Source organism: Caulobacter sp. SL161, assembly GCF_026672375.1.
Classification (GTDB): domain Bacteria; phylum Pseudomonadota; class Alphaproteobacteria; order Caulobacterales; family Caulobacteraceae; genus Caulobacter.
In genome coordinates, this window is sequence record NZ_JAPPRA010000001.1 from 914259 (window position 1) to 934797 (window position 20539).

General features: G+C 67.3%; 16 protein-coding genes. 11 read left to right on the plus strand and 5 right to left on the minus strand.

The features are described 5' to 3' along the window. Positions 1-134: 134 nt before the first annotated feature. Genes OVA11_RS04675 through OVA11_RS04685 form a run of 3 tightly spaced genes read left to right on the plus strand, consistent with a single transcriptional unit; the run spans position 135 to position 4780 of the window. Positions 135-3098, plus strand: a complete 2964-nt coding sequence (locus tag OVA11_RS04675; RefSeq protein ID WP_268066391.1) for a 2-oxoglutarate dehydrogenase E1 component — start codon at positions 135-137, stop codon at positions 3096-3098. A 59-nt stretch (positions 3099-3157) separates the two neighbouring features. After that, positions 3158-4375 carry a 2-oxoglutarate dehydrogenase complex dihydrolipoyllysine-residue succinyltransferase gene (odhB, locus tag OVA11_RS04680; protein WP_268066392.1) on the plus strand — a complete coding sequence of 406 codons (1218 nt, stop codon included), beginning with the start codon at positions 3158-3160 and terminating at the stop codon, positions 4373-4375. Positions 4376-4432: 57 nt separating this feature from the next. Further along, a complete protein-coding gene (locus OVA11_RS04685) occupies positions 4433-4780 on the plus strand; it encodes a DUF3088 family protein (protein ID WP_268068892.1) in 348 nt (115 codons plus the stop codon). 17 nt (positions 4781-4797) lie between these two features. Here OVA11_RS04685 and OVA11_RS04690 read toward each other — a convergent pair whose 3' ends face one another. After that, positions 4798-5631 (minus strand): alpha/beta hydrolase, encoded by an 834-nt coding sequence (locus OVA11_RS04690; RefSeq protein WP_268066394.1) that lies wholly within the window; start codon positions 5629-5631, stop codon positions 4798-4800. Between the two features lie 242 nt (positions 5632-5873). On the opposite strand from OVA11_RS04690, the gene lpdA reads away from it, so the two are divergent. Then, positions 5874-7274, plus strand: a complete 1401-nt coding sequence (gene lpdA, locus OVA11_RS04695) for a dihydrolipoyl dehydrogenase (RefSeq protein WP_268066395.1) — start codon at positions 5874-5876, stop codon at positions 7272-7274. 110 nt (positions 7275-7384) lie between these two features. Further along, on the plus strand, positions 7385-7546 hold the full coding sequence (locus tag OVA11_RS04700; protein WP_268066397.1) for a hypothetical protein: 162 nt from the start codon (positions 7385-7387) through the stop codon (positions 7544-7546). Between the two features lie 129 nt (positions 7547-7675). On the opposite strand, the gene OVA11_RS04705 is transcribed toward OVA11_RS04700, so the two are convergent. The 3 genes from OVA11_RS04705 to OVA11_RS04715 form a co-directional block, all read right to left on the minus strand. Further along, the gene (locus OVA11_RS04705; protein ID WP_268066399.1) at positions 7676-9685 is read right to left on the minus strand and encodes a methyl-accepting chemotaxis protein; all 2010 of its coding nucleotides are present in this window, start codon (positions 9683-9685) and stop codon (positions 7676-7678) included. A gap of 175 nt (positions 9686-9860) precedes the next feature. Further along, on the minus strand, positions 9861-10775 hold the full coding sequence (locus tag OVA11_RS04710) for a tyrosine recombinase XerC (protein WP_268066401.1): 915 nt from the start codon (positions 10773-10775) through the stop codon (positions 9861-9863). Continuing rightward, the gene (locus tag OVA11_RS04715; RefSeq protein WP_010918234.1) at positions 10772-11452 is read right to left on the minus strand and encodes a DUF484 family protein; all 681 of its coding nucleotides are present in this window, start codon (positions 11450-11452) and stop codon (positions 10772-10774) included. The genes OVA11_RS04710 and OVA11_RS04715 overlap by 4 nt, the downstream gene beginning before the upstream one ends. Before the next feature lie 125 nt (positions 11453-11577). Between OVA11_RS04715 and OVA11_RS04720 the strand changes: the two genes are divergently transcribed. Beyond that, a complete protein-coding gene (locus OVA11_RS04720; protein ID WP_268066402.1) occupies positions 11578-13737 on the plus strand; it encodes a primosomal protein N' in 2160 nt (719 codons plus the stop codon). A gap of 85 nt (positions 13738-13822) precedes the next feature. Here OVA11_RS04720 and OVA11_RS04725 read toward each other — a convergent pair whose 3' ends face one another. After that, the gene (locus OVA11_RS04725; RefSeq protein WP_268066404.1) at positions 13823-14620 is read right to left on the minus strand and encodes a TerC family protein; all 798 of its coding nucleotides are present in this window, start codon (positions 14618-14620) and stop codon (positions 13823-13825) included. Positions 14621-14744: 124 nt separating this feature from the next. Here OVA11_RS04725 and OVA11_RS04730 point away from each other — a divergent pair, with 124 nt between their 5' ends. The 5 genes from OVA11_RS04730 to OVA11_RS04750 all read left to right on the plus strand — a co-directional run bounded on the left by OVA11_RS04730 (position 14745) and on the right by OVA11_RS04750 (position 20402). After that, positions 14745-15839, plus strand: coding sequence for an acyltransferase family protein (locus OVA11_RS04730; RefSeq protein WP_268066405.1), 1095 nt, complete (start codon positions 14745-14747; stop codon positions 15837-15839). A gap of 70 nt (positions 15840-15909) precedes the next feature. Further along, on the plus strand, positions 15910-16617 hold the full coding sequence (locus OVA11_RS04735; protein WP_268066407.1) for a CHAP domain-containing protein: 708 nt from the start codon (positions 15910-15912) through the stop codon (positions 16615-16617). 170 nt (positions 16618-16787) lie between these two features. Beyond that, positions 16788-18032 (plus strand): pentapeptide repeat-containing protein, encoded by a 1245-nt coding sequence (locus tag OVA11_RS04740; protein WP_268066409.1) that lies wholly within the window; start codon positions 16788-16790, stop codon positions 18030-18032. A 70-nt stretch (positions 18033-18102) separates the two neighbouring features. Continuing rightward, positions 18103-18867, plus strand: a complete 765-nt coding sequence (locus OVA11_RS04745) for a MipA/OmpV family protein (protein WP_268066411.1) — start codon at positions 18103-18105, stop codon at positions 18865-18867. A gap of 107 nt (positions 18868-18974) precedes the next feature. Beyond that, on the plus strand, positions 18975-20402 hold the full coding sequence (locus tag OVA11_RS04750) for an alpha/beta hydrolase (protein ID WP_268066413.1): 1428 nt from the start codon (positions 18975-18977) through the stop codon (positions 20400-20402). Positions 20403-20539 lie beyond the last annotated feature (137 nt).

Below are 20539 nucleotides of genomic sequence, written 5' to 3' on the forward strand. Positions count from 1 at the left end.
CGACCGCCAGTCGACGATCCGAAAAAATCACCTGGGCCCCCGCCAAGCGACGGGCGCCCGGGTGATTGAGAGACTATATTTACGGGCTGTGCGGTAGCGCTCCCGTAAGCACCGGATCTGAAGGCGACAAATCCATGGCGGACGACGCAGGCATCATCAACCAGGTCTTGACCGAGACCAGCTTCCTCTACGGCGCCAATGCGGCGTTCGTGGAGGACCTCTACGCCCAGTGGGCGGAGAACCCGGCGTCGGTCGAGCCCTCGTGGAACGCCTTCTTCGCCAGCCTGCAGGAGCAGGCCGACCAGGTTAAGCGCGCCGCGCAAGATCCGGCCTGGACCCCCAAGAAGGTCGCCACCGTCCGTCCCGACTGGCTGTCGGCCCTCGACGGCCAGTGGGCCACCGTCGCCCCCGCCGTCGAAGCCAAGGTCTCCAAGGCCATCGAGGCCAAGGCCCCCGCCGCCAGCGCTGAAGCCGTCCGCGCCGCCACGCTGGACAGCCTGCGCGCCATCATGATGATCCGCGCCTACCGGATGCGCGGTCACCTGGCCGCCAATCTCGATCCGCTGGGCCTGGATCCGCCCAAGGACGCCAGCGAGCTCGATCCCGCCTCGTACGGGTTCTCCGAAGCCGACTACGACCGACCGATCTTCCTCGACTTCGTGCTGGGTCTTGAGACCGCGACCATCCGCGAGATCCTGTCGATCGTCCGCCGCACCTACTGCGGCAATGTCGGCGTGCAGTACATGCACATCTCCGACCCGGCCGAGAAGGCCTGGCTGCAGGAGCGCATCGAGGGCCGCGACAAGGAAATCACCTTCTCCAAGGAAGGTAAGGTCGCCATCCTCAAGAAGCTGATCGAGGCCGAGGGCTTCGAGCGCTTCCTGCACAAGCGTTTCCCGGGCACCAAGCGCTTCGGCCTGGACGGCGGCGAGGCCATGGTCCCGGCGCTGGAGCAGATCATCAAGCGCGGCGGCGCCCTGGGCGTGAAGGACATCGTCCTGGGCATGCCGCACCGCGGTCGCCTGAACGTGCTGGCCGCCGTGATGGGCAAGCCCTACCACGTCATCTTCCACGAGTTCCAAGGCGGCTCGTCGGTCCCCTCGGACGTCGAGGGTTCGGGCGACGTGAAGTATCACATGGGCGCCTCGTCGGACCGTGAGTTCGACGACAACAAGGTCCACCTGTCCCTCACCGCCAACCCGTCGCACCTGGAAATCGTCAACCCTGTCGTGATCGGCAAGGCCCGCGCCAAGCAGGCCTTCACCCTGCGCGAACAGCCGGACGCCGGTCGTGGCCACGTGCTGCCGCTGCTGCTGCACGGCGACGCCGCCTTCGCCGGCCAGGGCGTTGTGGCCGAGTGCTTCACCCTGTCGGGCCTGAAGGGCTACCGCACGGGCGGCACCATCCACTTCATCGTCAATAACCAGATCGGCTTCACCACCAGCCCACGCTATTCGCGCAGCTCGCCGTACCCCAGCGACATGGCGCTGATGGTCGAGGCGCCGATCTTCCACGTGAACGGTGACGATCCCGAAGCCGTTGTCTTCGCCGCCAAGGTCTCGACCGAGTACCGGCAGAAGTTCGGCAAGGACGTGGTCATCGACATGGTCTGCTACCGTCGCTTCGGCCACAACGAAGGCGACGATCCGACCATGACGTCGCCGCTGATGTACGCGAAGATCAAAGGCCATCCCTCGACCCGCGAACTCTATTCCAACCGCCTGATCGGCGAGGGCGTCATCACCCAGGCCGACTGCGACGGCTGGGTTTCGGAGTTCGAGAAGTTCCTCGACGCCGAGTTCGACGCCGGCAAGACCTACAAGCCCAACAAGGCCGACTGGCTGGACGGCAAGTGGGCGGGCCTCACCCTGCCGGGCGACGAGGATCGCCGCGGCAAGACCGCCTTCCCCAAGACCCGCCTGCTGGAACTGGGCCGTCTGATCACCACGATCCCCGAGCGGATCGACGCCCACAAGACCGTGCGCCGCGCCATCGAGAACCGTCGCGACGCGTTCGAGAAGGGCGAGGGCATCGACTGGGGCGCGGCTGAGCACCTGGCCTTCGCCACCCTGCTGGACGAAGGTATCCCCGTCCGCCTGTCGGGCCAGGACTCCGTGCGCGGCACCTTCACCCAGCGCCATTCGGACATCATCGATCAGAAGACCGAAGAACACTACACGCCGCTGAACAACATCCGGCCGGGCCAGGCGCACTACGAAGTGATCGACTCGGCCCTGTCGGAAGAGGCGGTGCTGGGCTTCGAATACGGCTTCTCGCTGGCCGAGCCGAACACCCTGACCCTGTGGGAAGGTCAGTTCGGCGACTTCGTGAACGGCGCCCAGGTGGTGATCGACCAGTTCATCAGCTCGGGCGAGCGCAAGTGGCTGCGGATGAGCGGCCTCGTCATGCTGCTGCCGCACGGCTACGAAGGCCAGGGTCCCGAGCACAGCTCGGCGCGTCTGGAGCGCTTCCTGCAGTCGTGCGCCGAAGACAACATGCAGGTCGTCAACTGCACCACGCCGGCCAACTACTTCCACGCCCTGCGTCGCCAGATGCACCGCGAGTTCCGCAAGCCGCTGATCGTGATGGCGCCCAAGAGCCTGCTGCGCCACAAGCGCGCGGTCTCGAACCTGGCGGACTTCGCCGAAGGTTCGGCCTTCCACCGCGTGATGGTGGACGGCGCCGAGGCCGGCTGCGACGTGGGCGGCATCACGCTGAAGAGCGATGATCAGATCAAGCGGGTCATCGTCTGCTCGGGCAAGGTCTATTTCGACCTCGTCGATCAGCGCGCCAAGCTTGGCCGCGACGATGTTTATCTGCTGCGTCTGGAGCAGTTCTATCCGTGGCCGATGAAGTCGCTGATGAACGTGCTCTCGCGCTTCAAGAACGCCGACCTGATCTGGTGTCAGGAAGAGCCCCGCAACATGGGTGGCTGGACGTTCGTTGATCCGTGGCTGGAGCTGACGCTGGACAAGCTGGACATCAAGGCCAAGCGCGCCAAGTACGTCGGCCGCCCGGCCTCGGCCTCGACGGCCGCCGGTCTGATGAGCCGCCATCTGAAAGAGCTCGAAACCTTCCTCAACGAGGCCTTCGCGTAAGCGAAGGGCTCGTACCCAAGAAACCCGCCGGACCAAGCAAGAGAGACTCGGAAAGCCCCATGGCCGACATCAATACGCCCGCCCTCGGCGAATCCGTCACCGAAGCCACGGTGGCGCGCTGGACCAAGAAGGTCGGTGAGGCCGTGAAGAAGGACGAGATCCTCGTCGAGCTGGAAACCGACAAGGTTTCGCTGGAAGTGGCCTCGCCCGCCGACGGCGTGCTGTCGGCGATCGGCGCTGCGGAAGGTGCGACCGTCGTTCCGGGCACGGTGCTGGGCGTCGTGGCCGAAGGCGCCGCCGCGTCGGCCGCGCCCGCCGCCGCCCCCGCGCCGAAGGCTGAAGCGCCCAAGCCGGCGCCCGCTCCGGCCGCCGCCCCGGCCCCGGCCGCAGCGCCCGCCGCGGCTCCGGTCAGCCCGGCCCCGGCCCGCATCGCCGCCGAAAGCGGCCTCGACCTCTCGAAGGTCGCCGGCACCGGCAAGGACGGCCGCGTGACCAAGGGCGACGCCCTGGCCGCTCTGGAAGCCCGCGCTTCGGCCCCGGCCCCGGCCGCGGCCGCCGCCGCGCCGCGCGCCCTGCACGAGCGCGAAGAGCGCGTGAAGATGACGCGCCTGCGTCAGACGATCGCCCGTCGCCTGAAGGAAGCCCAGAACAGCGCCGCCATGCTGACGACCTTCAACGAGGTCGACATGAGCGCGGTGATGGCCCTGCGCGCCCAGTACAAGGACGTGTTCGAAAAGCAGCACGGCGTGAAGCTGGGCTTCATGTCGTTCTTCGTGAAGGCCGTCGTCGCGGCCCTGAAGGCGATCCCGGACGTCAACGCCGAGATCGACGGTCAGGACGTCATCTACAAGAACCACTATGACATCGGCGTCGCCGTCGGCACCGACAAGGGCCTGGTGGTTCCGGTCGTCCGTGACGCCGACGCCCTGAACCTGGCCGGCATCGAAAAGACCATCGGCGATCTCGGCAAGCGCGCCCGCAACGGCCAGCTGGCCATCGAGGACATGCAGGGCGGCACCTTCACGATCACCAACGGCGGCATCTACGGCTCGCTGATGTCGACCCCGATCCTGAACGCGCCGCAGTCGGGGATCCTCGGCATGCACGCCATCAAGGAACGCCCGATGGTCATCAACGGCAAGATCGAGATCCGCCCGATGATGTACCTGGCCCTGTCCTACGATCACCGCATCGTCGACGGCGCCGGCGCCGTGACCTTCCTGGTGAAGGTCAAGGAAGCCATCGAAGACCCGCAGCGTCTGCTGCTGGAGCTCTAAGAGACCTTTCGGAAGCCCGCCTCACGGCGGGCTTCTTGGCTTTTGGCGGAGGCGCCCCTGTCCAAGGATACGCTCTACCTGCTTCGGGCCGGTTTCCCGGACATGGACAAGGTCTGGATCTGTCCTGATTGCGCGATGATGGAAGGCTATCTGGCCTATTACCCGCATCTGCGCGACGCGCTCGACATCGTCTATGTCGACTATGCCCGGCCGCGCGCGGACCTGTTCGAGCGTCTGGGCGAGGCGCATCAGAACGCGCCGACCCTGATCTTGGCCGAAGCCGCTGAGGACGCCGGGCCCTACGGCGAAATCCAGTCCGCCAATGGACTGAGCTTCCTTTCGGACGCGCGTCCGATCATCCGCTATCTGGCCGACAAACACGGCGTCGCCCCACCCCATCCCTGAGGGCGAAGGAGGGCGCGTCAGTCCGGCCGTGGGCCGGGCCAGACCGTCCGGAAGGCCTTCAGCGCCGCCGGGTGGTAGATCGTGCTGTGCTGCTCATGCTGCATCGGATCGTAGACCAGGGTCAGGCCCGCAGGCTTGGCGGCGCCGATCGCCGCCACGATCTTGTCGACGCCCTCCTGCATCGTCGATCCCTCGTCGCCGATGGTCAGGTACAGCTTGCGGGCGCCAAGGGCCGGCCACCGGGTGATGTCGGCCGCCGCGCCCCGCGCCAGCGCCTGGTCGCTCCACCACAGGCTGGGACTGGCGGCGATATAGGCGTCGAACAGGGTCGGCTGCTTGAGCAGGGTCTCGATCACGAACAGGCCGGCCAGGCTCTCGCCGATGATCGCGCTCTCGCCGTTCGTGCGGTAGCGGGCCGCCACCCAAGGCTTGAGCTCCTCGGACAGAAAGCGGCGATAGGCGGCCGAACCGCCCATGGTCGGGAAGTCGGCCTTCTCCTGGGCGACGGAGGAGGTGTGGGTCAGATCATGACGTCGATCGACCCCTTCGATCCCGACGACAATCATCTCCCTATAGGTCCAGGACAGCTCGCCCAGTTGCGCCAAGCCGACGATATGCGGGAAGTCCTCCCGCTCGCCGCCGTCCAGGAGGAACAACACCGGATAGGTCTTGCCTGAGGTCGCGTAGTCGGTCGGGGTGTGGACGTTGATGCGCCGCATCTGTCCAAGGACCTTGGACTCCAGGGTCGTTGATCGCCCGATGATGATCGGCGCCTCATCGAAGGCGTAAGCCATTGCGGGCGCCGTGCACGCGCAAAACAGGGTGATGGCCAGGGCTGCAGATTTCAGCACGTCGCGAAGGTCTCCGGATGCGTTCACCCACGCTAGAGCGTGTCGGTCTAGCCGGGGAAGAGGCGTCCATTCCCCGAAGCGCCCAATCTCCTTGGTTTTCAAGGGGCGGGCGTCGAAAGCGGGTTCCGTTTTATCCGGGTTCCCTCTAAGGAACACGCGCCTCCAGAGGTCTGACAAAGCGGCCGGCGAGGCCCTACATTTGTCCGGCGCCGCATATGGCGCGTCCTGAAGGCGATAGACCCATGGCTCAGTACGACGTCGTCATCATCGGTGGCGGTCCTGGTGGCTATAACGCGGCGATCCGCGCCGGCCAGCTGGGCCTGAAGGTCGCGATCGTCGAAGGCCGCGGCAAGCTGGGCGGCACCTGCCTGAACGTCGGCTGCATGCCCTCCAAGGCCCTGCTGCACGCCTCGGAGCTGTACGCCGCCGCGACGGGTCCCGAGTTCGCCAAGCTGGGCATCGAGGTGAAGCCCAAGCTGAACTTGTCCCAGATGATGGCCCAGAAGGCCGAGAGCGTCGAAGCCCTGACCAAGGGCGTCGAGTTCCTGATGAAGAAGAACAAGGTCGAGTACCACAAGGGCTGGGGCCGGATTGAAGGCGTCGGCAAGGTCGTGGTGAAGGCCGAGGACGGCTCGGAAACCACCCTCGAAACCAAGAACATCGTGATCGCCACAGGCTCGGAGCCCACCCCGCTGCCGGGCGTGAGCGTCGACAACAAGCGCATCATCGACTCGACCGGCGCCCTGTCGCTGCCCGAAGTGCCCAAGCGTCTGGTGGTCGTCGGCGCCGGCGTGATCGGCCTGGAACTGGGTTCGGTCTGGAAGCGCCTGGGCGCGGAAGTCACCGTGGTCGAGTACCTGGACCGCATCCTGCCGGGCACCGACACTGAAGTGGCCAACGCCTTCCAGAAGATCCTGGTCAAGCAAGGCTTCAAGTTCCAGCTGGGCGCCAAGGTCACGGGCGCTGAAGCCGGCGCCAAGGGCGTGAAGCTGAGCTTCGAGCCGGTCGCCGGCGGCGAGGCCCAGACGATCGAGGCCGACTACGTGCTGGTCGCCATCGGCCGTCGCCCGTACACCCAAGGCCTGGGCCTGGAGACGGTCGGCATTACGCCCGACAAGCGCGGCATGATCGCCAACGACCACTTCAAGACCGGCGTCGCCGGCGTGTGGGTGATCGGTGACGTCACCTCGGGTCCGATGCTGGCCCACAAGGCCGAGGACGAGGGCGTGGCCTGCATCGAGATGATCGCTGGCAAGGCCGGCCACGTGAACTACGGCATCATCCCGGGCGTGGTTTACACCAGCCCCGAGGTGGCCACGGTCGGCAAGACCGAGGACGAACTCAAGGCCGAGGGTGTCGCCTACAAGGTTGGCAAGTTCCCGTTCCTGGCCAACAGCCGCGCCAAGATCAACCACGAGACCGACGGCTTCGTGAAGATCCTGGCCGACGCCAAGACCGACCGCATTCTGGGCGCCCACATGGTCGGCCCGAACGTCGGCGACATGATCGCCGAGTACTGCGTGGCCATGGAGTTCGGCGGCGCTTCGGAAGACGTGGCCCGCACCTGCCACCCCCACCCGACCCGCTCGGAAGCCCTGCGCCAGGCGGCCATGGGGGTCGAAGGCTGGACGATGCAGGCGTAGGCGCAGGCGTCGTCGCTCCGCCGTCGGAACGACATTCCTTTTGTTCTTGGGAACGGCGGAGTTCGCGATGCGAGCTCCGCCGTTCTCGTTTAGATCCCGGGGCGGCGGTGATGCGTCCACAGAAAAAGGCTGAATTCACATTGGATGTGCATGCGTCGTGGCGGCCGCCCTCGCCCTTCGACGAGCTCAGGGCGAGGACGACTGTTGGCCTCGGTTCGCGCAAAATCCTCATCCGGAGCTTGTCGAAGGACGAGGATTTCCAATCCGCGTGAGCGCCCACGTTCAACGCGAATACAGCCAAGAAAAAGGCCCCGCCTCCTGAGGAAGCGGGGCCAGTCTGTTTTTCGAGGGGAGGAACCCCGCCAGAGGGGGGCGGCGGGGCTTACGCGTACTAAACCGGTTTAGAACTCTTCCCAGTCGTCGCTGGACGACGCCCCGACGGCCTGGGCCAGCTTGGCCTGGGCGGCGGCCACCGGATTGACCCCCGGACGGCTGGTGGCGCTGGCGAGGGCGGGACCCTTGGTCACTGGGGCCGGAGCGGGCTCCGAGGCGCGAGGCGATGCGGGCGGCGGGGCGACCGAGCGGCTGGCGTGCCTGGAGCCGCCGGCGGCCGCCACGCTCGCCGCGCCCTTGACCCGGAACTTCGCGATCATCTGCATCAGGTTGCCGGCCTCGTTCTTCAGCGCGTGCGAGGCGGCGGTGGACTGTTCGACCATGGCGGCGTTCTGCTGAACGGTCTGGTCCATCTGGTTGACGGCGGCGTTGACCTCGTTCAGGCCCGTGGCCTGCTCCTGACCCGAGGCCGCGATCTCGCCGACCAAGGCGTCGATCTCGCCGACCTTGACCACGATCGACTGCAACGCCTCGCCGGTTTGGCCGACCATGGCCACGCCCTGATTGACCTGCTGGGACGAGGTCGAGATCAGGGTCTTGATCTCCTTGGCCGCATCGGCCGAGCGCTGGGCCAGGGCCCGGACTTCCTGGGCGACGACAGCGAAACCCCGGCCGGCTTCACCGGCGCGCGCGGCCTCGACACCGGCGTTCAGCGCCAGCAGGTTGGTCTGGAAGGCGATCTCGTCGATGACGCCGATGATCTGGCTGATCGACTGCGACGACTTTTCGATCTGGTTCATCGCATCGACGGCGTTGCGGACCACGACGCTGGAACGCTCGGCGTCCGAACGGGTTGAACCGACCACCTTGCTGGCTTCCATGGCGCCGGCCGACGAGCGGCGCACCGTGGCGGTGATCTCGTCCAGGGCGGCGGCGGTTTCCTCCAGGCTGGCGGCCTGCTGCTCGCTGCGGCGCGACAGGTCGTCGGCGGCCGAGGCGATTTCGTCCGAGCCTGCGCCGATGCTGCTCGCGGCGTGGACAATCGTGCCCATGGCCTCTTCCAACTGGGCGATGGCGCCGTTGAAATCGCTCTGCAGGCGCTTGTAGGCCTCGGGGAACTGCTGATCCAGGCGGTAGGTCAGGTCGCCGTCCGACAGGCGGGCCAGGCCGCCGGCGATGGCTTCCATGACCATGGCCTGTTCCTTGGCGGCGGCTTCGGCCAGTTCCTGGTTGCGACGACGCTCGCCCTCGACCTCGGCATTGGCGCGCTGCTGGGCGGCCTCGGCGGTGCGCAGGGCTACGGCGTTGTCCTTGAACACCTGGACCGAGCGGGCCATCGCGCCGACCTCGTCCTTGCGCTCGGCGCCCCGCACTTCGACGTCCACGGAGCCCTGGGCCAGAATGTCCATCGTCTTGGCGGTGGCGATCAGCGGGGCCGCGATCTTCCGCGAGCCGATCCAGAGCGCGAACGCCAGAGCGCTCGCGACCGCCAGAAGACCGAGCACCAGACTGAAGGTGCGGCCTTGGTCAGCCTCCCGGTCGATCTTGGCCACGAGGGCTTCAGTCTGAGCGGCATGGCCGGTTAAGTACTTTTCAACGTCCGTCTTGAGGTTCGCGATCTCGGGGTCGATCACCGCCATGACCATCATGCCGGCCTCGTCTACGTCTTGCAGACCCATATCCGCGCCCTGCCGAGCGCTGGTGTAGATCTTTTCCAGACGCGCGCCGAAGTCCTTGGTGACCTTATCAGCGGTAGGATCCACGACGTTGATGCCGCGCAGCTTGTCTTTGGCGGTCTTGTAGGCGGCGTCGAGTTCCGCGCTGGCTTCCGTGGCTTCCTTGGACGTTCCCTGGCTCGCGACGACGCGATAGGCCGCATAGCCGAGGGTCACAACGCGACGATTGAATTCCGCAGCCTCGAGCTGGGCGGGCGCGCGCTCGTTGATGAGCATCGAGCGGATGGCTTCGGCTTTGCGCGACTCTACGAATGAAGCGCCCACCAGAGCCAGGCTCACGATGGTCAGCGCGATGGCCGGCAGCGCCACCTTTGTCGAAATCTTCAGGTCGTCGAGTTTCATCTAGGCCTCGTCATGAACGGGCGCGGGACGAAAGCGCGCTGTTCTGGACCTTAGAAACGTCCTTGCGCGGTAAAATCGCGGTTAATGCGCGTGCGAGCGACGACGTTTAGCGACAGTCTGACGCACCCGGGTCAGGCCCGTTCCCCATCTTGCCGGGAGGGCCGGCCTTGGTCCCTCAAGCCTTGGGATGAGCGGCCTGATAGGCGGCCAGCAGGCCAGCGGCGTCGACCTGCGTGTAGCGCTGGGTGGTCGACAACGAGGCGTGACCCAGAAGGTCTTGGATCGCCCGGAGATCGGCGCCGGCGCCCAAGAGGTGGGTGGCGAACGCATGTCGGAAGGCGTGCGGCGTGACGCGGTCCGACAGTCCAAGTCGCCCGCGCAAGGTCTGGACCAGCCCTTGGACGTGGCGCGGCGACAGCGGCCCTCCGCGCTTGGCGCGGAACAGGGGCTCATCGGGGCCGAGCCGGAACGGAAGTTCGTCCAGATAGACTCCGACAGCGTCGCGAACGGCGTCAAGCACAGGCACGATCCGGGTCTTGCCGCCCTTGCCCGTGATCCGCAGGGCGCCGGCCAGCGGCGTGTCGCTGATACGCAGAGACAGCGCCTCGCTGATCCGCAGGCCGCAGCCCCACAGCAGGGTCAGCACCGCCCCGTCGCGCGCCGTCTCCCAAGGCTCGCGCTCGGTGTCCTCGGCCGCCTCGGTGATCAGGTCGCGCGCCTGATCCTCGGACACCGGTCGCGGCAGGCCGACCTTCAGGCGGGGGCCTCGGACCAGCTCCACGGCGGCGTTCGCCACGCCATGGCGCTGATCCAGGTAGCGATGAAAGGCGCGGATCGACGACAGCGCCTGGGACAGGGAACGCGGCGCCAAGGCTTTCTCGCCCTGACGACGGAACGCCAGATAGCCGCGCAGGTCCGCCGCCGAGATCACGCCCATCGTGGCAAGGCTCAACGTCTCGCCCCGATGAGTCTCGAGAAAGTTCAGATAGGCTAGAACATTGTCGCCATAGGCCCGCACGGTGCGCGGCGAAGCCCGGCGCTCCAGCGTCAGGTGATCCAGCCAGGCGGCGTAGGCCTGGCGGGCGCTCACAGGACGGGCCAGCGTTCGGCCGTCCGCTCGACGACGCGGGCCAGGAAGTTGACCAGTTCGGTGCCCATGTCCGGCGTGAAGCCTTCGGGGTCGGTCGAGCCGAAGGCGATCAGCGCCTCGCGACGGGGCTCCCAGATCGCCATACGGACGATCGCCATGCTGCGAATCGTCTCGGCCTTGTCGTCGAACAGCGGCAGGGCCGGGGCGAAGAAGCCCATGCGCGCGATGGGCGCGTCGCCCAGCAGCATATCGACCTGACTCTCCGCCAGGGCCCGCCAACCGGCCGGGACGCGGCTGGGGCCTTCCAGGGCGATCACGCCGGCGGCATGTCCGAAGCGCAACTGCGCCATCTCATCGACACGGCGGGCGAGGTCGGAATGGTTGCGGGCGTCGAGCATGTCGATGACCGCAGCGTGGGTCTGGGCCTGGGCGGAGTAGTTGGCGCGCGCATTGGCCTCGATGGCTTGCCGGACGCTGGCCTCGCGGCGATGGGCGGCGGCGGCGCGGGCCAGGGCGCGCGGGCCAAAGTCGACAACGTTGGCCGCGTCGACCCGCAGGCCCAGCTCGCCCAGCAGGCTTTCGTCCTGGCGTAGAAATTCCGGCTCGGTGCGGAGGAAGTCACGCACGCTTTCGGGGTCCACGACCATCGTCCTGGTCGCTCGCGTCGCGTCGCTCATCTCGTCCCCACCCGCTCCAGACTCAAGGCGACCAGATGAAGCGCCAAGACGGTTAACACCGGCTTGATGACGCCACGACGCGGTGCTCTCGACCTGGGGACGGTTTCGCGGCAGAAGCTCACGCTATGCCGCGCATTGCTTCCGTCCTGCTGCCGATGCCGTTGCCGGAGGCCTTCGACTACGCCGAGCCGGAAGGCCTGGCGCTGGCCGTCGGCGACCATGTGACCGTGCCCCTGGGACCGCGCGTCATCCGGGGCGTGGTCACGGCCCTGCGCGACGGGACCGGCGGCAATCGGCCGCTGAAGCCGGTGCTGGAACGGGTCGATGATCCGCCGCTGCCGCCGGGGGCTTTGGCGTTCGTCGATTGGGCGGCGCGCTACTCGGTCGATGTCCCCGGCTGGCCCTTGGCCATGGCCCTGCGCGGCCTGCGCCATCCGCCGCCCAAGCCCGACAAGGTTCTGGTGCTGACGGGCGCGCAGCCCGCTCGCGTCACCCCGGCGCGGCTCAAGGTGATGGCCGCCGCGGAGGGGACAAAGCTCTCGGGCGCGGCCCTGGCCTCGGCGGCGGGCGTTTCGGCGGGGGTGGTCAAGGGGCTGGTCGACGAGGGCGTTCTGGCCGTCGATTTCGTGGAGCCCGAACGCGGTCTGCCGCAGCCCGACCTGTCGCTGCCCGCCCGGGCGCTCAACCCCGGCCAAGCCGCCTGTGTCGACGTGCTTAAGGACATGCTGGACAGCGGCGGCTTTCAGGCGGCGTTGCTCGACGGTGTGACCGGCTCGGGCAAGACCGAGGTCTATCTGGAAGCCGTCGCCGAGGCGCTGAAGGACCCCGAGACCCAGGTGCTGGTCCTGTTGCCCGAGATCGCCCTGACCCAGGCGGTGATGGCCAGGTTCGAGCAACGATTCGGTGCGCTTCCCGCCGAGTGGCACTCGGGCGTCTCGCCGCCGCGTCGCCGCCAGGTCTGGGAGGCGGTCGCGGGCGGGAACGCGCGGATTGTCGTGGGCGCGCGCTCGGCCCTGTTCCTGCCCTTCCGCAAACTGCGCCTGATTGTCGTGGACGAGGAGCACGACAGCTCGTTCAAGCAGGAGGAGGGCTTCATCTATCAGGCCCGTGACCTGGCCGTGGCCCGCGCCAAGATCGAGGGCGCCAGTGTGCTTCTGGCCTCGGCGACGCCGTCGCTGGAGAGCCTCTACAACGCCCAGACCGGGCGCTATCGCTGGCTGAGGCTGTCCGCCCGCCACGGCGCGGCGCAGCTGCCGGACATCGGCCTGGTCGACATGCGCCAGACCCCGCCGGAGCCCGGTCGCTGGCTGTCGCCGCCGCTGATCAAGGCCATGGCCGTAACGCTGCAGCGTGGCGAACAGGCCATGCTGTTCCTGAACCGCCGGGGCTATGCGCCGCTCGTCCTGTGCAAGGCCTGCGGCGAGAAAATGAAGTCGCCCGACACCGACAGCTGGCTGGTCGAGCACCGCTACACCGGGCGTCTGGTCTGTCACCTGACGGGCTTTTCGATGAAGAAGCCGGAGGCGTGCCCCCATTGCGGCGCCAAGGACTCGCTGGTCTCGATCGGCCCTGGCGTGGAGCGGGTGGAGGAGGAGGCGCGGCACATCTTCCCCGACGCCCGGGTGGCGGTGTTCTCGTCCGACACAGTGATGGACGCCGAGGGCGCCAAGGCGCTCGTGTCCAGCATGGCGGCCGGCGAGATCGACATCCTGGTGGCGACCCAGGCCGCCGCCAAGGGCCACAACTTCCCGAACCTGACTCTGGTGGGCGTGGTCGACGCTGATCTGTCACTCCGCGGCGGCGACCTGAGGGCGGGGGAGCGGACGTTCCAGCTTCTGGCCCAGGCGGCGGGACGCGCGGGGCGGCATGAGAAGCCGGGGCGGGCGCTGCTGCAGACCTACGCCCCCGATCACGCGGTGATGCGGGCGCTGGCGGCGCAGGACCGCGACGCCTTCGTCGAGGCCGAGATGGCGATGCGGGAGGACGCGGGCCTGCCGCCGTTTGGGCGCCTCGCCGCCGTGATCGCCTCGGGACCGGACGGCGCGGCGCTGGACGCCTATGTCGAGGCGCTGGCGGCGGTCATCCCCAACGCCGAGGGGGTCGAGGTGTTCGGGCCGGCCGATGCGCCCCTGGCGCTGGTGCGCGGCAGACGGCGCAAGCGGTTCCTGGTGCGCGCCGAGCGCAAGGTCGACCTGCAGGGCTTCATGGCCGCCTGGCGCGCCCGGGCCAAGGTTCCGAACTCTGTGCGGGTCGTGATCGACGTGGATCCCTACAGCTTCCTCTGAGCGGGTCGCGGGCGTTCAGACAACAAAAAATCCCCGGAGCGAGCCGCCCCGGGGATTTCTGGTCAAATCGCCTAAGCCGAGAACCCTAGGTCTGCTGTTCCTGCTTCTTGGCGTCGCGTTTGCGCGCCAGCATGTTCAGCCCTTCGACCCCGGCCGAGAAGGCCATGGCGGTATAGATGTAGCCCTTCGGCACATGGCCGCCGAAGCCTTCGGCGATCAGCACGGTGCCGATCATCAGCAGGAAGCCCAGGGCCAGCATGACCACGGTCGGGTTGTTGTTGATGAAGTTGGCCAGCGGGTCGGCGGCCAGCAGCATCACGGTCACAGCGACCAGCACGGCGATGACCATGATCGGCAGGTGCTCGGTCATGCCCACGGCGGTCAGGATCGAGTCGATCGAGAACACCAGGTCCAGCAGGATGATCTGGAAGATCGCCGAGCCGACGTTGTTGATCACGACGGTGGCCTTGTCCTTCTCGAGCACGTCATCGCTCTTGCCCGGATCGACTGCGTGGTGAATTTCCTTCGTGGCCTTCCAGATCAGGAAGATGCCGCCGGCGATCAGGATCAGGTCACGCCAGGAGAAGGCCGTTTCGAAACCAGGCTCGCCATGCGCCCCGACCGGGCCGCTGATCCCCAGGTCAAACACAGGCGCGGTGAGGCCGACGATGAAGGCGATGGTCGACAGCAAGACCAGGCGCATGATCAGCGCCAGCGAGATGCCGATCCGGCGGACCTTCTGCCGGTGCTCCTCGGGGAGCTTGTTCGACAGGATTGAGATGAAGATCAGATTGTCGATGCCCAGAACCACTTCCATCACGATCAGCGTGATGAGCGCGGCCCAGGCGGCCGGATCGACGGCAAGGCTAAGGATTTCGTTCATGGGTCCCCAATAGGGTTCTGGCGCCGCGCCTCCCCGCACGGAACCGTGAGCGTGACCTAATGGGGACGAACGCCCTGTTTGTCGAGACCTCGCGTCTGGAAAAGCGACGCCGGAGACCGAATTCATGCCCGACGCAGCCCATGTCAAGCCGCTTACGGCCCTCCGGTTTTTCGCCGCCTTCTGGGTGGTGCTCTATCACTATTGGCCGAACCTCGATGTCGGGTTCACGCCGGCGATCGCGTCCAAGGGCTATCTGGGCGTCGAGGCGTTCTTCGTACTGTCGGGCTTTATCCTCTGCCACGTCTATCTGGCGGGGTTCGGCGAAGGCCGGTTCCGCTATGGCGACTTTCTGTGGAACCGGTTGGCGCGGGTCTATCCGCTGCACCTGGCCACGCTGGTCGGTGTCGGCGCCATGGCGCTGGCGGGCGCGGTGGCGGGGCTCGCGGTCGACCCGAACATTCTGTCCTGGCCGTCGCTGCCGGCGAATCTGCTGCTGGTGCACGCCTGGGGACTGGCGCCGGTCGCGGGGTGGAACCACGCCTCCTGGTCGATCTCGGCCGAGTGGTTCGCCTACCTGACCTTCCCCGTTTTCGCCTTCGCCGCCTGGCGTCTGCGCAGCAGACCCCTTGTTGCGGTTCTGGCCGCCCTGGCGCTGATCGCGATGATCTATCCCGTCTTCGAGGCGCTGGCGGGATTCTCGCTGACCGAGGCCACCATCCGCTGGGGCGCGCTGCGTATCGTGCCGTGCTTCGCCTATGGCTGCGCGCTGCACGCCCTGTGGCGGTCGGGGCGCTTTCCGGCCCGACTCGCCGGGCCCGGCGCGGCGGTTCTGGGCCTCGCCATCCTGGCGGCGATCCAGTTCGGCGCCCCGGATTTGAGCATCGTGATGCTTCTGGGCGGGCTGATCTTCATGCTGGCCAGTCTGGCTTCAGCCGGCTCGCGTTTCGCCACCCAGAAGACTTTCGTGTATCTGGGTGAGATCAGCTACTCGACCTATATGATCTGCATTCCGTGGAAGATCCTGGCGATCAATGCGGCCACGAAAGTCCTGAATATCGAGGGCGACAAATTGCCGCTGTTGATCTGGATTTTGATTGTCGCCGCGCTTGTCCCGTTGTCCGCAATCTCGTTCCACGTCATCGAAAATCCGTGTCGGGCGCGGATGAAAGCTTGGGCTGAGACATGGCGGGAGCGACGCCTTGCGGCGGCCGGAGCGTGATAAACACTCTTTTCACCAATCGTCGGTAGGGTTATCCCTTCACCCAGTGACGCGGGGGAGTGCCCACAGCATGACGAAACGGACGAGGACCCTTCTGGGCTCCCTGGCCGCTGCCGCCATGATCAGCCTCGTGCCGATGTCCGGCGCGAACGCTGACGGCTACTGGCAGTGCGTCCCGTTCGCGCGTCTGATGTCGGGTATCCAGATCTTCGGTGACGCCCGCACCTGGTGGAGCCAGGCGGCCGGCAAGTACGACACGGGCTCGGCCCCGAAGATCGGCTCGGTCCTCTCCTTCAAGCCCACGGCCCGCATGAACCTCGGCCACGTGGCGTTCGTCAGCCAGGTGCTCACGGACCGCGTCATCCAGGTCACCCACGCCAACTGGTCGGTGATCGAAGGCGATCGCGGCCAGATCGAAAAGGACGTCACCGTCGTCGACGTCTCGCCCAACGGCGACTGGACGCAGGTCAAGGTCTGGTACGATCCGATCCGTGACCTTGGCACCACGGTCTATCCGACCAACGGCTTCATCTATCAGGACGCCCAGGCGATGAAGATCGCCATGGCCACCAGCAAGATCGCCATGGCCCAGAACGCCGTGGTCTCGGCCGCCAAGTCCGCCGCCAACCAGGTGGCCGCCTCGGTCCGCGCCTCGCCGCTGGACATCATCACCCAGGCCGCCGACTCGACCGACCGCATCGCGGCCCTGATCGAGGCCGCCACGGGCGGTGGTTCGCCGCCCAGCGACCCCAACAACAAGCCGAACGCGCCGCGCTAAGCCGTATCGCGTCTCGCCGGATCCGGCGCCCGCATTGCGGGTAGTGTCGCTCGCTCTGACGAATAGCGACTTTCTGTCGCACTTTTGAACGCTTGCTTAAGGCTGTCGTGGGACCGTGCGCGCTGTTCTCGCGTCATCTCCGTCCCTTTTGAGCGTTTCGTCCCCGAACGATGCCGTCCGCCAAGCCGTCTCAAGCGAGCCTGATCCGCAACGTCCACCCTTCGGTGGTCCGCGAGGTGCTGGAGGCGCACACCCGTTATCTGAAGGGGCTGCCCAAGGGGCGTCGGGCGGTGCTGCAGTACGTCAATCTGAACAACTACGAACTGGACGGGGCCGATCTATCGGAGGCTGACCTGACGGGCGCGCTGCTGGGCGGCGCGGCCCTGCGCGGGGCCAGGCTTTGCCGGGCGACGCTGTATGGCGCGGATCTCCGCGACTCCGACCTGCGCGACGCGGACCTGTCCCGCAGCGACATGCGCGGCGCCTGCCTGCGCGGCGCGAACCTCGGCGGGGCCAATCTGTCGAACTGCGACCTGCGAGAAGGCGTCACCGCCGTGCAGGACGAGGAGAAGGGGTTGCGGATCCTGGAGCATTCCAAGCGCCCCGGTGAGCTCGACTACGCCCTGCTGCAAGGGGCCAACCTGAATGGCGCGCAGATGTCCGGCGCGTTCGCGCAGCAGGCGGACTTCACCGACGCCGACCTGTCCAACGTGAGCTTGCAGGGCGCCCGGCTGGCGAACGCTCTGATGGACGGGGCGGATCTTTCGGGCGCCAATCTGTACAACGCCGACCTCTCCAAGGTCTCCCTGCGCCGCGCGGTGCTGGTGGGCGCCGACCTCAGCGGTGCGGACCTGACCGGCGCGGACCTGACCCAGGTCCTGCGCGCGCCGCCGCCGATCATCTATGTCGACGATCTGCCGCTGAACGAGGTGCTGGAGGCCCACGAGCTGTTCTGCAAATCCGAAGGCCGCGACGGTGCGGTCGCGCGGGTGTCGGAAGTCGACTTCCGGCCGCTGCGCCGCCTGAAGAACCGTCGGCTGAGCGGCCTTTCGGCGCCGAACGCGGTGTTCTTCGGCATGGACCTGGAAGGCGCGCAGTTGCAGGGCGCCAACCTCGCCGGCGCCGACCTGCGAGGGGTCAAGCTGCGCGGGGCTGACTTGCGGGGCGCGCGTCTCGTAGGCGCTCAGCTCTCCCGGGCCGACCTGTCCGACGCCAAGCTGGGTCCGCTACGGATCGCGGAGGATCGGGTGATCCGTACGGATCTCACCCGCGCTGCGCTGCGAGGAGCCAATCTGCGTGGCGCCAGCGCGCCGCGGGCCAGATTCATCGAGGCTGATCTTTCGGGGGCTCGGCTGGAGGGAGCCGACCTGAGCGGCGCCGAGATGCCCGCCGACGGCGCGTCCCTCAACTTTTAATTTCATCGTCACATCCGCGTCGACGGCGTTCGCGTATATACGGGACATCGACTAGGAGCCCGTCCGGACCATGATCTCTCTTCGCACGTACGCTGCGCGTAGCCTTTTGGCCCTGGGGGCCCTAGCGGCGGCGACGTCCGCCGCCGCGCAGTCGCGCGCGCCGGATCGCGCCGTCGTCGGGATCGCGGCCGTGTATACGCCCGGCTACCAGGGCGGGGACGACTACCGCCTGATGCCGTTCCCGGTGATCGACGTCACCTATGGCCGGTTCTTCGCCAGCGGTCGCAAGGGCTTTGGCTACAACGTCGTCGACGGACCCAAGGTCAAGGTCGGCGCCGGCGCGACTTTCGTGCCGGGCTATCGTCGACGCGACGCGCCGACGGGTATCGGGCGTCTGGACGGCGGCGCGGGTCTGCGCGTGGCGGCCGACATGCGCTTTGGCGGCGTGCTGGCCACCGTGGGCGCGACCAAGGTGGTGTCGGGGGATGTCGACGGCGCGCTGGTGGATGCGAGCCTCGCCTATCCGATCCGTGTGTCTGACCGTCTCAGCGTGACGCCCAGCGCTTCGGCGACCTGGGCCGACAGCCAGTACAACCGCGCCTATTTCGGGATCAGCGCTGCGCAGTCCGCAGCCTCGAAGCTGCCGGTCTATCGTCCGGGCGGCGGCGTCAAGGACGTCTCGATGTCGCTGAGCGCCAACTATCGCCTGAACGACAAGGTCAGCCTGGGCGCGACCGCCAGCCTCAGCCGTCTGACCGGCGATGCCCGCAAGAGCCCGATCGTCGTCGAGGCCACCCAGCCGTCGGCGGTGCTCTCGGTGGCCTATCGCTTCTAGGGTAGGGAAACGGGTCTCCGGACCGTCCATGATCGAAGCATAATCTCGCACTGAGTCTTGCGGTGAGCGTTAACCTTGGTGTTGATGCACGCGAACCGTAGGAGTCTTTGATGTCGCGTCTGTCCTGGATTGTCGCCGCCGGCGCCCTGGCTCTGGCTGGTTTTGGCGGAGCTGCGCATGCCGCCGCGCCGCAGTTCAAGCCGACGACCTGCAAGGGCGACTACAAGGACGCCGCGCGGCAGGTGCGTTGCGGGACCCTGGTCGTCGACGAGACGCGGGGCGACCCCAAGAGCCGCCGGATCACGGTGGCGGTCGCCATCGTCAAGGCCAGCGCGCCCAAGGCCGGCCAGCCGCCCGTCGTCTATCTGCACGGCGGTCCGGGCGGTTCGGCCGTCGGCGGCCTGCCGCGGATGCTCAAGAGCAAGGCGGCGCTTGAGTATGTCGCGGTCGATCAGGACTGGATCTTCATCGACCAGCGCGGCGGCGGGCAGTCTGATCCCAACCTCGACTGTCCCGGCGCCAACCTGACCGACGCCGGCCCGCCCAGCGACAAGGACGCCCAGGCGATCATCGCCTGCATGAAGGCCTTCCAGGCCATGGGCGTGAACCTGTCGCGCTACAACGCCGTCGAGGTCGCCAAGGACGTCCAGGACCTGCGCAAGCTGCTCAAGCTGCCGCTGATCGACCTCTATGGCGGCTCATACGGCACCCGCATCGAGGCGGCGATCCAGACGCATGCGGCTGAGGGCGTGCGCGCGGTGGTGCAAGACTCGCCCTGGCCGCCCGAGGCCGACTGGACCGTCGGCGGCCCGGCCATGGTCTCCAGCTCGATCGACATCGTCATGGCCAAGTGCGCCCGCGTCGCCGAATGCGCCAAGCGCTATCCGGACCTGAAGGCCAAGCTGGCCGTCGTCGCCGAGCGCTGGCTGGCCGGTCCCCAGACGATCAACGGCAAGACCTACACGGCCGATGACCTCGGCGGTTGGCTGATGGACGCCAGCTACTTCACCGCCAGTGTCCTGCCGCGCGATCTCTGGAAGATCATTGAGGGCGACGTCTCGCCGGTGGCCGAGTTCGTCGAGAGCCGCGACTACTACAGCGAGGGTCAGTTCATGACCCATCTGTGCAAGGAAGAAATCCCCTTCGAGGCCCGCGCCGCCGTCGCCGACGGCGCCGAGAAGGATCCGGTCGCCCGCCTGATGGTCGCCTCGATGCAGCGCATCCACGACGTCTGCGCCGTGATCGACGTGGGGCCGATCAACAAGGTCGAGCAGGCCCCGGTCAAGACCGCCATCCCGACCCTGTTCCTGGCCGCCGAGATCGATCCGGGCTGCCCGCCGGAACTGACCCGCGCCGCCGCCAAGGGCTATCAGGGCTCGCAGGTGGTGATCGTCACCAACGCCACCCACGGCGTCTCGCGCAGCAGCCCGTGCGTGCGCAAGATGATCCGCAGCTTCTTCCTGGATCCGACCCAGCCGGTCGACCGCAGCTGCCTGCCGGCGGCGGATACGCCGATGGCGTTCACGTACCAATAGAAAACCCTCTCCCTTTGGGAGAGGGCGGGGCCCATCGCGCAGCGATGGGTGGGTAAGGGGGGCGCCGCTCTCGCCGGAGGGGGCTGGGAGCGGACGTTCCGAAGGACTGAGAAGGGTGGAAGTCGGACAGGCCGCAG

Coding starts and splice junctions, on each gene's coding strand:
- OVA11_RS04725 (WP_268066404.1), bottom strand. CDS start 14,620: ATGAACGAAATCCTTAGCCTTGCCGTCGATCCGGCCGCCTGGGCCGCG.
- OVA11_RS04675 (WP_268066391.1), top strand. CDS start 135: ATGGCGGACGACGCAGGCATCATCAACCAGGTCTTGACCGAGACCAGC.
- OVA11_RS04715 (WP_010918234.1), bottom strand. CDS start 11,452: ATGAGCGACGCGACGCGAGCGACCAGGACGATGGTCGTGGACCCCGAA.
- OVA11_RS04740 (WP_268066409.1), top strand. CDS start 16,788: ATGCCGTCCGCCAAGCCGTCTCAAGCGAGCCTGATCCGCAACGTCCAC.
- OVA11_RS04705 (WP_268066399.1), bottom strand. CDS start 9,685: ATGAAACTCGACGACCTGAAGATTTCGACAAAGGTGGCGCTGCCGGCC.
- lpdA (WP_268066395.1), top strand. CDS start 5,874: ATGGCTCAGTACGACGTCGTCATCATCGGTGGCGGTCCTGGTGGCTAT.
- OVA11_RS04720 (WP_268066402.1), top strand. CDS start 11,578: ATGCCGCGCATTGCTTCCGTCCTGCTGCCGATGCCGTTGCCGGAGGCC.
- OVA11_RS04735 (WP_268066407.1), top strand. CDS start 15,910: ATGACGAAACGGACGAGGACCCTTCTGGGCTCCCTGGCCGCTGCCGCC.
- OVA11_RS04745 (WP_268066411.1), top strand. CDS start 18,103: ATGATCTCTCTTCGCACGTACGCTGCGCGTAGCCTTTTGGCCCTGGGG.
- odhB (WP_268066392.1), top strand. CDS start 3,158: ATGGCCGACATCAATACGCCCGCCCTCGGCGAATCCGTCACCGAAGCC.
- OVA11_RS04700 (WP_268066397.1), top strand. CDS start 7,385: ATGCGTCCACAGAAAAAGGCTGAATTCACATTGGATGTGCATGCGTCG.
- OVA11_RS04730 (WP_268066405.1), top strand. CDS start 14,745: ATGCCCGACGCAGCCCATGTCAAGCCGCTTACGGCCCTCCGGTTTTTC.